The following is a 13,027-nucleotide window of genomic DNA, read 5'->3' as shown; positions in this document are numbered from 1 at the left end:
GATCACTGCTTCGTCCACAGCCTGTGGAGATCGTTTGTCCACGAATCCACAGCCTGTTGACCTGGCTCGATGGTGCCCCAGCAGGCAGGGCTGTGGACAGTTTCGGGACAACTTCACAGTCCCCAGGGTGTGGACGGGAGAAAGTTGCCACATCTGTGGAGGACGGCCGTAACCCGGTGCCGAAATCGAACAGTGGACGGGACACCGGTGGACGGGAGACCGAGTGCTGCGAGGGGCCGTGAGGGGTCGCGAGGGTCGGACCTCGCGGTCGGCGGGCGCACGAGAGCCGGTCGGCAGGCGCACGGAGAGGGGCGTCCCCGGAGGTGATCCGGGGACGCCCCTCTCCGTGCGCCTGCGGGCGTTCAGCCGGCCTTGATGCGGTTGGTGAGCTCGGTGACCTGGTTGTAGATGGAGCGTCGCTCCGCCATCAGATTGCGGATCTTGCGGTCCGCGTGCATCACCGTCGTGTGGTCGCGGCCGCCGAACAGCGCGCCGATCTTCGGCAGCGACAGGTCCGTCAGCTCACGGCACAGGTACATCGCGATCTGCCGTGCGGTCACCAGGGCGCGGCCGCGCGAGGTACCGCACAGGTCCTCGACCGTGAGCCCGAAGTAGTCGGCCGTCGCGCTCATGATGGCCGTCGAGGTGATCTCCGGCGCGGAGTCGTCGCCGCCGGGGATCAGATCCTTCAGGACGATCTCCGTCAGCCCGAGGTCCACCGGCTGCCGGTTGAGCGAGGCGAACGCCGTCACCCGGATCAGCGCGCCCTCCAGCTCGCGGATGTTCCGCGAGATCCGGGAGGCGATGAACTCCAGCACCTCGGGCGGGGCGTTGAGCTGCTCCTGCACCGCCTTCTTGCGCAGGATCGCGATCCGCGTCTCCAGCTCCGGCGGCTGGACGTCGGTGATCAGACCCCACTCGAAACGGTTCCGCAGCCGGTCCTCCAGCGTCACCAGCTGCTTGGGCGGCCGGTCGCTGGAGAGCACGATCTGCTTGTTGGCGTTGTGCAGCGTGTTGAAGGTGTGGAAGAACTCCTCCTGCGTCGACTCCTTGTCCGCGAGGAACTGGATGTCGTCGACGAGCAGGATGTCCATCTCGCGGTAGCGCTTGCGGAAGCTGTCGCCCTTGCCGTCGCGGATGGAGTTGATGAACTCGTTGGTGAACTCCTCCGAGCTCACGTACCGCACCCGCGTGCCGGGGTAGAGGCTGCGCGCGTAGTGCCCGATCGCGTGCAGCAGGTGGGTTTTGCCGAGCCCGGACTCCCCGTAGATGAACAGGGGGTTGTACGCCTTCGCGGGCGCCTCGGCGACCGCCACCGCCGCCGCGTGCGCGAAGCGGTTGGAGGCGCCGATGACGAACGTGTCGAAGAGGTACTTCGGGTTCAGCCGCGCGGTCGGCTCACCGGGACCGGTCGCCGGAGCGGGCTGTGCGGCCAGCGGGCCGGGTGCCCCGCTCGTGGGCAGGTTCGGTCCGACGGGGCCGCCGCGGTGGACGTGCCCCGAGCCGGACGGGGGCTCGGGGAACTCGCGGCGGGCGGCGTCGCGCTGGTCGTAGTCACCGCGGTCGTAGCCGCCGTGGTCGTAGTTACCGCGGTCGTACTCCGCGCGTGACGACTCGTAGTCGGAGCGCTGCTGCTCGTAGGAGGAGCGTTCCGGCGGCTGCGGACGGTAGCCCTGTGAGGGCGCGCCGCCGTAGCCGTCCTGGGGGCCGTAGGCGCTCTGCGAGGGCGAGGCGTACGGGTCGCGGTCGGGGAAGCCGAGGCGCTGTTGCTGCCAGCCGTACTCGTCCTGACCCGGCCGCGGCCAGGAACTGGGCTCCGGGCGCTGGTACTCGGAGGGGTAGGCGGGGCGGGCGGTGGGGAGCTGGTCGCCGGGCGGCCCGGGGTCCTGGTCGGCGCGGCGTTGGCCGTAGTCCTCGTACGGCTCGTGTCCCTGGCGGTCCTGGCGGTCCGGCCGGTCCGGCCGGTCCTGCCGGGTGGAAGGGAGCTCGGGCTCCTCGTAGCGCGGCTGGGGGCGGGCGGCCGGCGGGGCCGGGGGCTCTCCCGCGGAGTCGTCGACGGTGATGGCGATGCGGATGGGGCGCCCGCACTCGCGGCTCAGGCTTTCGCTGACGATCGGCGCGAGACGGCCCTCGAGCACGCCCTTGGCGAACTCGTTCGGCACGGCGAGCAGCGCGGTGTCGGCGACCAGTGCCAGCGGCTGGCAGCGCCGGATCCAGTGTTCGTCCTTCCCCTCGACCCCCTGGCCCCGGCCCTCACCGAGTAGCTCCTCCAATACGCGTGGCCACACTGCGGCAAGATCGGCAGGTACGTCAGCCACAGGGCACGCTCTCTCACAGGTCCCTCGAACGTGTGATTCGGGGACGGGTCGGGGGTGGTAAAGGGGGTGGTCGAGGGACAAAGGAACGAATCGGAGTTCCGTCACGGTAGTCAGGGCGGCCGGTGCGGTTCAAGTCGTTGTCCCCAGCCTGTGGACAAGTGTCTCCCCGGGGCTGCTGGTTTGACCGGAGGAGGTAGCCGCACGTACCGTGACGAGGTCGAGTTGTCGATGGCTGCTGCCGCCTGCCTCCGATGGGCACAGATCACGCAAGTTGATCGGTCAGCGGTGCACTCGGGCGTAACGCGAGCTACTCGTGGGCGCACGGTGACAGCCAGGACGGCACCCCGCAATCAACGACATCTTTCTGGAGCCCCCGAGTGAGCAAGCGCACCTTCCAGCCGAACAACCGTCGTCGCGCGAAGACCCACGGCTTCCGGCTGCGTATGCGCACCCGTGCCGGCCGCGCGATTCTCGCGTCCCGCCGTGGCAAGGGTCGCGCCCGTCTGTCCGCCTGATCCCGATCAGGTCATGACGTCGTGCTGCCCACCGACAACCGGCTGAGGCGGCGCGAGGACTTCGCGACCGCGGTACGACGAGGACGCCGGGCCGGACGCAGGCACCTCGTCGTACACCTTCGCAGCGGTGTCACGGACCCGCATGTGCCCGGGGAGAGCGCTCCCTCGACACGTGCGGGTTTCGTCGTGAGCAAGGCTGTGGGGGGAGCGGTTGTGCGGAACAAGGTGAAGCGCAGGCTTCGCCACCTGATGCGCGATCGAGTGGCACTGCTGCCCCCCGGTAGCCTGGTAGTCGTACGAGCGCTGCCCGGAGCGGGTGACGCCGACCATGCACAACTGGCCCAAGACCTGGATGCCGCTCTGCAGCGGCTGCTGGGAGGGGGCACACGATGAAGTACCCGCTGCTGCTTCTGATCAAGCTCTATCAGTGGACGATCAGTCCGCTTCTGGGGCCTGTGTGCAAGTACTACCCGTCGTGTTCCCACTACGGCTACACGGCCATCGACCGGCACGGTGCCGTCAAGGGCACAGCACTCACGGCCTGGCGCATCCTGCGCTGCAATCCGTGGTCGCTGGGTGGCGTGGACCACGTCCCGCCGCGCAAGCGCCCGCGGTGGCACGAAATGCTGCGTGACGCCTGGCGTGCACGCAAGGGCGGGCCTGCCTCCGCCGAACCGGCCACCGAAGGACAGCCTTCTTCCCTGAGTCCGACGGGCCCTTCGAGTCCGGCCGCAGAGACCTCGCCCCATGCCCAAGGAGCATGATTAGTGGACACGATTGCCAGCCTCTTCAGCTTCATCACGACACCTGTCTCCTGGGTCATCGTCCAGTTCCACTCCGTGTACGGAGCCATCTTCGGCCCCGACACCGGGTGGGCCTGGGGCCTGTCCATCGTGTCCCTGGTGATCCTGATCCGTATCTGCCTGATCCCGCTCTTCGTGAAGCAGATCAAGGCGACGCGCGCGATGCAGACGCTCCAGCCGGAGATGAAGAAGATCCAGGAGCGCTACAAGAACGACAAGCAGCGTCAGTCCGAAGAGATGATGAAGCTGTACAAGGACGCGGGCACCAACCCGCTCTCCTCGTGCCTTCCCATCCTGGCGCAGTCCCCGTTCTTCTTCGCCCTGTACCACGTGCTCAACAGCATCGCGTCCAACGACACCATCGGTGTGATCAACGAGCGTCTGCTGGAGAGCGCGCAGAAGGCGCACATCTTCGGTGCCCCGCTCGCGGCGAAGTTCACGGACAGCGCGGACAAGGTCGAAGCCCTCAACGCCTCGCTGACCGATGTGCGGGTCGTCACGGCGCTCATGATCGTGCTGATGTCGCTGTCGCAGTTCTACACGCAGCGCCAGCTGATGACGAAGAACGTCGACACCACGGTGAAGACGCCGTTCATGCAGCAGCAGAAGATGCTGATGTACGTCTTCCCCGTCATCTTCGCCGTCTTCGGCATCAACTTCCCGGTCGGTGTCCTCGTCTACTGGCTGACCACCAACGTGTGGACCATGGGCCAGCAGATGTACGTCATCCACAACAACCCGACGCCGGGTTCGAAGGCGCAGGCCGCTTACCTGGAGCGCCTTGCCAAGCACGTCACCCACCACGGCAAGACCCGCAACCGTCGTGAGCGTGCCATCGTCAAGGCCATCATGGCCAAGGGCCGGGACCGCAACGAATACGAGCGCAAGTTCATCAACGGTCTGAGCAAGGCGGGCCTCGTGGCCCAGACCGATGGCGCGGTGATCAAGGGCGATGCCACGGCCGCCGCACAGGCCGAGGACGGCTCCACGGCCACGATCCAGACCACGAAGCGTCAGCAGCCCAAGCGGCAGACCAAGTCCCAGCGTCAGGGCGGTGCGACGAAGGCAGCTGGTGAGCCCACCTCGCTGACCAAGGCCGAAGCGCCCCGGAGCGACGCCAACCCCGCCGCGGCTGCCAAGCAGGGCAACGCGAAGTCCGGCGGAAGCACTCGCAGCAGGGCCCAGTCCGGACAGCGCAAGGGCCCGCAGCGGCCCAAGTCCCCGTCCAAGAAGTAAGAAGGAGTCCATCCCGTGACGGAAGGCACCACCTCCACCGCTGCCGAGGGCGCAGACACCCTGACCCGCCTGGAGCAGGAGGGTGAGATCGCAGCGGACTACCTGGAGGGTCTGCTCGACATCGCCGACCTCGATGGTGACATCGACATGGACGTCGAGGCCGACCGTGCCTCCGTCTCGATCATCAGTGACTCGGCCGGCCGTGACCTGCAGAAGCTGGTCGGTCGGGACGGTGAGGTGCTGGAGGCTCTCCAGGAGCTCACGCGTCTGGCCGTGCACCGGGAGACCGGGGACCGCAGTCGGCTCATGCTCGACATCGCCGGGTACCGCGCCAAGAAGCGGGCCGAGTTGTCCGAGCTGGGCGCGAAGGCCGCCGCCGAGGCCAAGAGCAGCGGTGAGCCCGTGAAGCTCGACCCGATGACGCCGTTCGAGCGCAAGGTCGTGCATGACGCGGTCAAGGCCGCCGGCCTGAACAGTGAGTCCGAGGGCGAGGAGCCGCAGCGCTTCGTCGTCGTGCTTCCCGCCTGAACGGTTCCACGTTCCACCGGCCCCGTCTGTTGCGCAGGCGGGGCCGAATTTTGTCAGCCTGATAGTTCTGTGGTGCCGGCGCCCGATGCCGGCACGCTACGGAAGGACGGTCCCCCGTGACGGAGGCAGCGGAGCTTCCCCCCGCGCCCGAGCAGGCTCGCGAGGTGTTCGGCGAGCGCTTCGCGGACGCGGTGCGTTACGCGGAGCTGCTCGCTGAGGCGGGCGTTCAGCGTGGTCTGATCGGCCCGCGGGAGGTGCCGCGCCTGTGGGAACGGCACCTGCTGAACTGTGCGGTGCTCTCGGAAGTCGTGCCCGAAGGCGTCACGGTGTGCGATGTCGGTTCGGGTGCCGGTCTGCCGGGCATCCCGTTGGCGTTGGTCCGCGAGGACCTCAAGATCACACTGCTGGAGCCACTGCTGCGGCGTACCACCTTCCTGACCGAAGTCGTGGAGCTGCTGGGACTGGACCATGTGACGGTCGTGCGTGGCCGGGCCGAGGAAGTCATGGGCACGATGTCTCCGGTGCACGTGGTGACCGCACGAGCCGTGGCACCGCTCGACCGCCTCGCCACCTGGGGCATCCCTCTCCTCCGGCCGTACGGAGAGATGCTCGCGCTCAAGGGCGACGCTGCCGAGGAGGAGCTGAAGAACGCGACCTCGGCGCTGAGCAAGCTCGGCGCCGTGGCCACCTCGGTCGTACATGTGGGTGAGGGGGTGGTGGATCCGATGTCCACAGTGGTGCGGGTCGAGGTGGGGGAAAGCCCCGGTGGTGTGCGCTTCGCGGCGAAGCGCGCGAAGGCCGCTCGCACCGGGCGTGCGCGGCGTCGACGCGGATAGGGGCGTGGTCTGCCGCGCAGCAGGACAGCAGGACATCTGACGGGCAGGCTTACGTCCTGAAGGGGCAGATGTACTCCGCACAAGCTGCCGACCCTTCGTAGGTCGGAGTGTCGCGGCAGCGCGGCCCTGGCTGCTGTGCATCGTGTTTCACGTGAAACATCGCTCCCTGCTGCACGGCATCATCGGTCGCGGTCGCGCCGCGGCTGAACCCCGCGACCGCAAGCCTCTCGCTTCACGCAGAGAGGGTCCTGTTCCCAAGGAGACTTCGCCCCCCTCGGGGGGTACGGAGTTGTCCACAGAAGTGGATTTCTCCACAGAACGTCAGGCCTCACTGGTTCACGACCCCGAAGGCATGGGAGGCTCTGTTCATTGCGAGCCTGAAGTCGAGGAGAGTGAATCCACCTTGCGGTCCGACGCCAACATCGCGGGACCGATGACCGACCCGGTCCCCGGTCCTCGTGCCGAATCGATGGGGGCGGATGTTTCACGTGAAACGCCACCCCCTATGGACGACGCTCCCATCGGTCGTGCTGCCCATCTGGCGGTGGACGCACTGGGCCGCGCGGGCGAAGGCCTGCCACGGCCCGAGCAGACACGCCTCATGGTGGTCGCCAACCAGAAGGGTGGCGTGGGCAAGACGACGACGACCGTCAACCTCGCCGCGTCGCTTGCGCTCCATGGCGCTCGGGTCCTGGTGATCGACCTCGACCCCCAGGGCAATGCTTCTACGGCTTTGGGGATCGACCACCACGCCGAAGTTCCTTCCATCTATGACGTGTTGGTCGATAGCAGGCCGCTGGCGGAGGTTGTCCAGCCGGTCCCCGACGTGGAGGGCCTCTTCTGTGCACCCGCCACGATCGATCTCGCCGGCGCGGAGATCGAGCTGGTGTCGCTGGTGGCGCGGGAGAGCCGTCTGCAGCGTGCCATCCATGCCTACGAGCAGCCGCTGGACTACATCCTCATCGACTGCCCTCCGTCCCTCGGCCTGCTCACGGTCAACGCGATGGTGGCGGGACAAGAGGTCCTGATCCCGATCCAGTGCGAGTACTACGCCCTGGAGGGTTTGGGGCAGCTGCTCCGCAATGTCGATCTGGTGCGGGGCCACCTCAATCCCTCCCTGCACGTATCGACGATCCTGCTCACCATGTACGACGGCCGGACGCGCCTCGCGTCCCAGGTTGCCGACGAGGTGCGCAGTCACTTCGGCGACGAGGTGCTGCGGACAAGCATTCCTCGCTCCGTGCGCATCTCGGAGGCGCCGAGTTATGGGCAGACGGTGCTGACCTACGATCCTGGATCGAGCGGTGCCCTCTCCTATCTCGAGGCGGCACGCGAGATCGCACTGAGAGGCGTTGGCGTCAGCTATGACGCATCGAGCGCACACATCGGTGCACAGCAGAACGATCCGAGCATGGTGGAGGGCGTCCAGTGAGTGAGCGACGGAGAGGGCTGGGCCGTGGTCTTGGCGCACTTATCCCTGCTGCCCCGACAGAGAAGACGGTCGCCCCGACTGCGACGGGAGGTGCACCTTCCTCCTCTCCCGCTGCGCCTCAGGTGATGCCGAACGAGCGCGGGGTGGCCGTGGCCAAACTGGCCGCACTTCCTTCTGTTCCACGTGAAACAGAGGAGTCGCCGACGCATGGCGCGGCGGAGATGCCCATGCCTCCCCTGGGGGCACACTTCGCGGAGATCCCCCTCGAATCCATCAAGCCGAACCCGCGCCAGCCGCGCGGAGTCTTCGACGAGGACGCACTGGCGGAACTTGTCACCTCCATCAAGGAGGTCGGTCTCCTCCAGCCCGTCGTCGTACGGCAGGTCGGACCCGCGCACTACGAGCTCATCATGGGTGAGCGCCGCTGGCGGGCGTGCCGTATCGCGGGGCTCGAAGCCATCCCGGCGATCGTGCGGGCCACGGAGGACGAGAAGCTTCTCCTGGACGCCCTTCTGGAAAATCTGCACCGTGCCCAGCTGAATCCGCTGGAAGAGGCAGCCGCTTACGACCAGCTGCTGAAGGACTTCAACTGCACGCATGATCAGTTGGCGGACCGCATCGGACGTTCCCGCCCGCAGGTTTCCAACACCCTGCGTCTACTGAAGCTCTCGCCGAGGGTTCAGAGCCGGGTGGCTGCCGGAGTGCTCTCCGCCGGGCACGCGCGGGCCCTGCTCTCCGTGGAGGACTCGGAGGAGCAGGATCGACTGGCCCATCGGATCGTGGCAGAGGGTCTCTCGGTACGGGCTGTCGAGGAGATCGTGACCCTGATGGGGTCCGGGCCGCAGAAGTCGCCGCGCTCCAAGGGGCCGAGAGCGGGTTCCCTGGTGTCTCCGGCGCTGTCCGATCTGGCCACCCGTCTTTCGGATCGCTTCGAGACGCGGGTCAAGGTCGACCTGGGCCAGAAGAAGGGGAAGATCACCGTCGAGTTTGCCTCCATGGAGGACCTCGAGCGCATTCTCGGCACCCTTGCTCCTGATGAGGGGCCGGTCCTGCAGAAGAGTCTTGTGGACGACGACTCCGTGGAAGATTCCTGAGGATTCGGCTCGGTCAGCCGCACAGCCGACCGCGGGCGGATCGTGTCCGGTATGTCCCGGAAACGATCCGCCCTTTGCTTTCTGGCGGTATCGGCGGAATCGCTTCATGGATACGATGCGATGAGACAGGGTGTGTCCACCGCCCGCACCTGAACCTCTGAGCGCAAGGCAGGGCCATGCGAATGATGAGCCGCACCGGATGGGTGGAAGCGGGGCTGGTGACTGCCGCCGTCGGAGGGTTCATCGGCAGTCTGTACAAGGAGCGGCGCGCTCTGGCAGCCGCCCGTGAGGCAGCAGGCGGAGGAAGCGAGGAGCAGGCTTCATGGGGCGTCGGCTCGTACCGCTCACGCTGGACAACCTCAAGGACCTTCCCCGGCGCTGTCGCTCGTGTGTCTTCTGGGAGCTCGACCCCGTCAGTGGTGAGGCAGCGGTAGGGGCGGGAACGTCAGCGGCCGAGAAGGAGTCGTGGATCTCGGCCGTGCTGCTGGACTGGGGGTCGTGCGGAAGGGTCGTCTATGTCGACGACATCCCCGTGGGTTTCGTTCTCTATGCCCCGCCTGCCTATGTGCCGCGTGCCATGGCGTTTCCCACGAGCCCTGTGTCGCCCGATGCCGTGCAGCTGATGACCGCGTTCATCGTGCCGGGCTACCGGGGACAGGGTTTGGGGAGAGTGATGGTGCAGACGGTGGCGAAGGATCTGCTGCGTCGAGGGGTCAAGGCGATCGAGGCCTTCGGCGACGCACGTTGGAAAGAACCGGCCTGTGTTCTGCCGGCTGACCACCTCTTGGCCGTCGGGTTCAAGACGGTCCGCCAACATCCCGCGTATCCCCGGCTCAGACTGGAGCTGAGGACAACACTGTCGTGGAAGGACGATGTCGAGATGGCGTTGGACCGGCTGCTCGGAGCCGTGCAGAAGGAGCCGGTGTTGCGTCCCCTCTGATGCGTCGCGCGCTGGTGTGGGTCATGCGAATGGGCCGGCCCGTCCGGGTCGGCCCATTCGTGTTTCACGTGAAACGTACGCCGCCGACGAGGCGGTCGACGCTCATTCGCTGATGAACTCCTCGAGGTCGCGGATGATCGCGGCCTTCGGCTTGGCGCCGACGATGGTCTTGGCGACCTCGCCGCCCTGGTAGACGTTCAGGGTCGGGATGGACATGACGCCGTACTTGACGGCCGTACCCGGGTTCTCGTCGATGTTCAGCTTGACGACCTCGATCTTGTCCCCGTACTCCGAGGCAATCGCTTCGAGGGAAGGGGCGATCTGGCGGCAGGGGCCGCACCAGGCGGCCCAGAAGTCCACCAGGACGGGCTTGTCGCTCTTGAGGACGTCCTGGTCGAAGGAGTCGTCAGTCACATTCTTCAGGGTGCCGGCCACGGCGGGCTCCTTAACTACTGATGGGTACGTGGTGGGGGTGGAGATCAGACAGCGGTCTTCTCGGGCTCGGCCTGCTCCTCGTCCGAGAGAGCGGCAAGGAACCTCTCGGCGTCGAGGGCGGCGGCACAGCCCGTACCGGCCGCGGTGATCGCCTGGCGGTAGGTGTGGTCGACCACGTCGCCGGCACCGAACACTCCGGTGAGGTTCGTACGCGTCGAAGGTGCGTCGACCTTCAGGTAGCCCTCTTCGTCCAGCTCCAGCTGGCTCTTGAAGAGTTCGGTGCGAGGGTCGTGTCCGATCGCGATGAACAGGCCCGTCACCGCCAGGTCCGAGAGTTCGCCGGTCTTGACGTTCCGCAGCTTCAGACCCGAGAGCTTCTGGTCGCCCTGGACCTCTGCGACCTCGCTGTCCCAGACGAACGAGATCTTCGGGTCGGCGATGGCACGGTCCTGCATCGCCTTCGAGGCCCTCAGGGTGTCGCGGCGGTGGACGACCGTGACGGACTTGGCGAACCGGGAGAGGAAGGTGGCCTCCTCCATCGCCGTGTCACCGCCGCCGATGACGGCGATGTCCTGGTCCTTGAAGAAGAAGCCGTCGCATGTGGCACACCACGAGACACCGCGGCCGGTGAAGGCATCCTCGTTCGGCAGGCCGAGCTTGCGGTGCTGCGAGCCGGTGGCGACGATGACGGCCTTCGCCTTGTGGACCGTTCCTGCGGTGTCCGTGACGGTCTTGATCTCTCCGGCCAGGTCGACGGAGACGACGTCGTCGGGAATGAGCTCTGCCCCGAAGCGCTCGGCCTGGGCGCGCATGTTGTCCATGAGCTCGGGGCCCATGATGCCGTCCTGGAAGCCGGGGAAGTTTTCGACATCGGTGGTGTTCATCAGCGCACCGCCGGCGGTCACAGCGCCCTCGAAAACCAGGGGCTTCAGCGACGCGCGGGCGGTGTAGAGGGCTGCCGTGTAGCCGGCCGGCCCTGAACCGATGATGATCACGTTACGGACGTCGCTCACGGCTTGTTTCCTCGTCTCTGGTCTGTGTCATCCGACCGGTGGGAGCTTCTGTCGGAACTCTCACCTCATCCAACGGATCCTAAGGGGCGAGCATTCCCGCCGAGCCTGAGCACACCGACGGAGCTGACGGGCGCGGCTCCCGGGCGGGCACGGGCAGGTGCGCACCGTACGGGATACCACTCAGGACGGAGACGAAGCGTCGGCTGTCAGCCGCGGGTGTAGGAGTTCTTCAGCAGAACCTTCGCCGTGGTGGCCGAGGACGGGTTGCCGACGCAGGTGGCGTCGACGATATAGGCGGTCACACGGGTGTCGTCGGAGGGGTTGGGAAGCACCACCAGGAGAGCTGTTCGCCCTTTGTAAACGCCCTGCTCTGTGGCGAGGGCGGCGTCATCGCGGCCGATTCCCTCGCGGACGCATGCCGGGACCGTGGGTTGCTGGAAAACCCTGGGGCTGGCGGCTTCGGCCTCCGACTCCATTTCCAAGGTCTGCGGCATGCGGGAGGATCCGCCCTTCCGCTGGTTCTGCGCGAGGAGATCGGAGACCTGCTTCTCCAGCTCCCCCTCGGAGAATGTGTCCGAAGCCGTCTGCTGAACGCCACCCGGGCCCGTCTCGTCGTTCTGGGACGTCAGGAACAGGGTGCCGAGCCCCAGAGCGGCAACGGTGAACACGGTCCCCAGCACAGCCGCCTTGCGGCGGCCGCGTTGCATACGGTCCTTGCGACCCGGACCGGTCGTGGAGGATCGCGGGCGCCCCGTAGGGCGGTCCGCCGACGTCGATGTTTCACGTGAAACATGCGCGTGGTCCTCAGCGGGCCGGGAAGGGAAGGCGCCGACCGGATCTGTGTTGTTCTCGGACCCCGATGCCCCAGTATGTAGCAGTGCTTCCGCGGCGAGCGCGGCGTTGATACGGCTTGCCACCTCGGCAGGCATACGCGGTGGACCCGGCATCGTGCCGAGCAGTCCCCGGATCTCCTCCAATGACACCTGGACGTCTGCGCAGAGGTCGCACTCGTCCAGGTGCCGGCGCACAGCGGCGGTTCGAGCGGGTGACAGGAGCCCCTCGATGAGGTCGGAGATCTCCGCGACGTCCGGGTGCTCCGTCATGCCTGGTGTCGATGTCACGCTGTCCCACCTCCGCCCTTCACTGCAGCTGGGTCACTCGGCCCGGTAGTCGGCGGATCCGCTCGACGCGGCCCCGCTGCGGATGGGACGGATGCCCCCTGAGTCCGGTTCCGTTCCCCGTCCCGGTCCCGCTTCCCGCTGTCACCGCTCCCGTCCGGCCGGAGATGGTGCAGAAGGGGCAGGAGTCTGGCTCTGCCCCGGGCACAGCGGCTCTTCACCGTGCCGGTGGGCACATCGAGGATGCGGGCGGCCTCCGCGACGGGGTAGCCCTGCATGTCCACCAGGACGAGAGCCGCCCGCTGATCGGGAGGGAGAGTTCCCATGGCCGCTATGAGCTGACGGTGCAGATCGTTGCGTTCCGCAGGCGCCGAGGCGGACTCGTGGGGTTCCAGCAACTGCTCCAGGCGCTCTGTGTCGTCGACAGGAGAGGTCTTCCGGGAAGCAGCCTTACGGGCGCGGTCCAAGCACGCGTTCACCGTGATCCGGTGCAGCCATGTCGTGACGGCCGACTGACCGCGGAAGGTGTGGGCGGCTCGATAGGCGGAGACAAGAGCGTCCTGAACCGCGTCAGCGGCCTCCTCCCGATCCCCCAGCGTCCGCAGGGCCACCGCCCACAGCCGGTCCCGGTGCCGGCGTACCAGCTCGCCGAAGGCTTCGGGATCGCCCTCCACATGGTGGGCGAGGAGGTCCTGATCGCTTGCGTCGTGGTGCGTGGTGCCGTCCGGCATCGGACCCCCTCCCCTCGCTCGGTGAGAC

14 protein-coding genes are annotated in these 13,027 nt (G+C 67.1%); 9 read left to right on the top strand and 5 right to left on the bottom strand.

Annotated features, from left to right (window positions below):
* Positions 1–362 precede the first annotated feature (362 nt).
* Positions 363–2,318: a chromosomal replication initiator protein DnaA gene (gene dnaA / locus ACWEQO_RS04180; protein WP_452978690.1), complete on the bottom strand. Its 1,956-nt coding sequence runs from the start codon at positions 2,316–2,318 to the stop codon at positions 363–365.
* Between the two features lie 377 nt (positions 2,319–2,695).
* Between dnaA and rpmH the strand changes: the two genes are divergently transcribed.
* The 9 genes from rpmH to ACWEQO_RS04135 all read left to right on the top strand — a co-directional run bounded on the left by rpmH (position 2,696) and on the right by ACWEQO_RS04135 (position 9,702).
* A complete protein-coding gene (gene rpmH / locus ACWEQO_RS04175; RefSeq protein WP_003949374.1) occupies positions 2,696–2,833 on the top strand; it encodes a 50S ribosomal protein L34 in 138 nt (45 codons plus the stop codon).
* A 21-nt stretch (positions 2,834–2,854) separates the two neighbouring features.
* The gene (gene rnpA / locus ACWEQO_RS04170; RefSeq protein WP_361457360.1) at positions 2,855–3,226 is read left to right on the top strand and encodes a ribonuclease P protein component; all 372 of its coding nucleotides are present in this window, start codon (positions 2,855–2,857) and stop codon (positions 3,224–3,226) included.
* Entirely contained in the window at positions 3,223–3,597 is a 375-nt protein-coding gene (yidD, locus tag ACWEQO_RS04165; RefSeq protein WP_361457357.1) for a membrane protein insertion efficiency factor YidD, read from the top strand. Before rnpA ends, yidD begins: the two co-directional genes overlap by 4 nt.
* 3 nt (positions 3,598–3,600) lie before the next feature.
* A complete protein-coding gene (gene yidC, locus ACWEQO_RS04160) occupies positions 3,601–4,872 on the top strand; it encodes a membrane protein insertase YidC (protein ID WP_361457354.1) in 1,272 nt (423 codons plus the stop codon).
* A gap of 15 nt (positions 4,873–4,887) precedes the next feature.
* Complete coding sequence (locus ACWEQO_RS04155) at positions 4,888–5,400, top strand: Jag family protein (RefSeq protein WP_109376581.1); 513 nt, start codon at positions 4,888–4,890, stop codon at positions 5,398–5,400.
* Positions 5,401–5,516: 116 nt separating this feature from the next.
* Positions 5,517–6,236 (top strand): 16S rRNA (guanine(527)-N(7))-methyltransferase RsmG, encoded by a 720-nt coding sequence (gene rsmG / locus ACWEQO_RS04150; RefSeq protein ID WP_452978683.1) that lies wholly within the window; start codon positions 5,517–5,519, stop codon positions 6,234–6,236.
* A 352-nt stretch (positions 6,237–6,588) separates the two neighbouring features.
* A complete protein-coding gene (locus tag ACWEQO_RS04145) occupies positions 6,589–7,668 on the top strand; it encodes a ParA family protein (protein WP_361457374.1) in 1,080 nt (359 codons plus the stop codon).
* Positions 7,665–8,762 carry a ParB/RepB/Spo0J family partition protein gene (locus ACWEQO_RS04140; RefSeq protein ID WP_361457348.1) on the top strand — a complete coding sequence of 366 codons (1,098 nt, stop codon included), beginning with the start codon at positions 7,665–7,667 and terminating at the stop codon, positions 8,760–8,762. The genes ACWEQO_RS04145 and ACWEQO_RS04140 overlap by 4 nt, the downstream gene beginning before the upstream one ends.
* Before the next feature lie 322 nt (positions 8,763–9,084).
* On the top strand, positions 9,085–9,702 hold the full coding sequence (locus ACWEQO_RS04135; protein WP_361457345.1) for a GNAT family N-acetyltransferase: 618 nt from the start codon (positions 9,085–9,087) through the stop codon (positions 9,700–9,702).
* 102 nt (positions 9,703–9,804) lie between these two features.
* Here ACWEQO_RS04135 and trxA read toward each other — a convergent pair whose 3' ends face one another.
* The 4 genes from trxA to sigM form a co-directional block, all read right to left on the bottom strand.
* Positions 9,805–10,137 carry a thioredoxin gene (trxA, locus tag ACWEQO_RS04130; protein ID WP_361457342.1) on the bottom strand — a complete coding sequence of 111 codons (333 nt, stop codon included), beginning with the start codon at positions 10,135–10,137 and terminating at the stop codon, positions 9,805–9,807.
* 44 nt (positions 10,138–10,181) lie between these two features.
* On the bottom strand, positions 10,182–11,150 hold the full coding sequence (gene trxB / locus ACWEQO_RS04125) for a thioredoxin-disulfide reductase (protein ID WP_361457339.1): 969 nt from the start codon (positions 11,148–11,150) through the stop codon (positions 10,182–10,184).
* Between the two features lie 206 nt (positions 11,151–11,356).
* Complete coding sequence (locus ACWEQO_RS04120) at positions 11,357–12,271, bottom strand: anti-sigma factor family protein (RefSeq protein WP_452978678.1); 915 nt, start codon at positions 12,269–12,271, stop codon at positions 11,357–11,359.
* Positions 12,268–12,999, bottom strand: a complete 732-nt coding sequence (gene sigM / locus ACWEQO_RS04115; RefSeq protein WP_361457333.1) for an RNA polymerase sigma factor SigM — start codon at positions 12,997–12,999, stop codon at positions 12,268–12,270. Before sigM ends, ACWEQO_RS04120 begins: the two co-directional genes overlap by 4 nt.
* Between the last annotated feature and the right edge of the window lie 28 nt (positions 13,000–13,027).

Source organism: Streptomyces sp. NPDC004051 (assembly GCF_053604275.1).
This window is presented reverse-complemented; position numbering and strand designations above follow the sequence as displayed.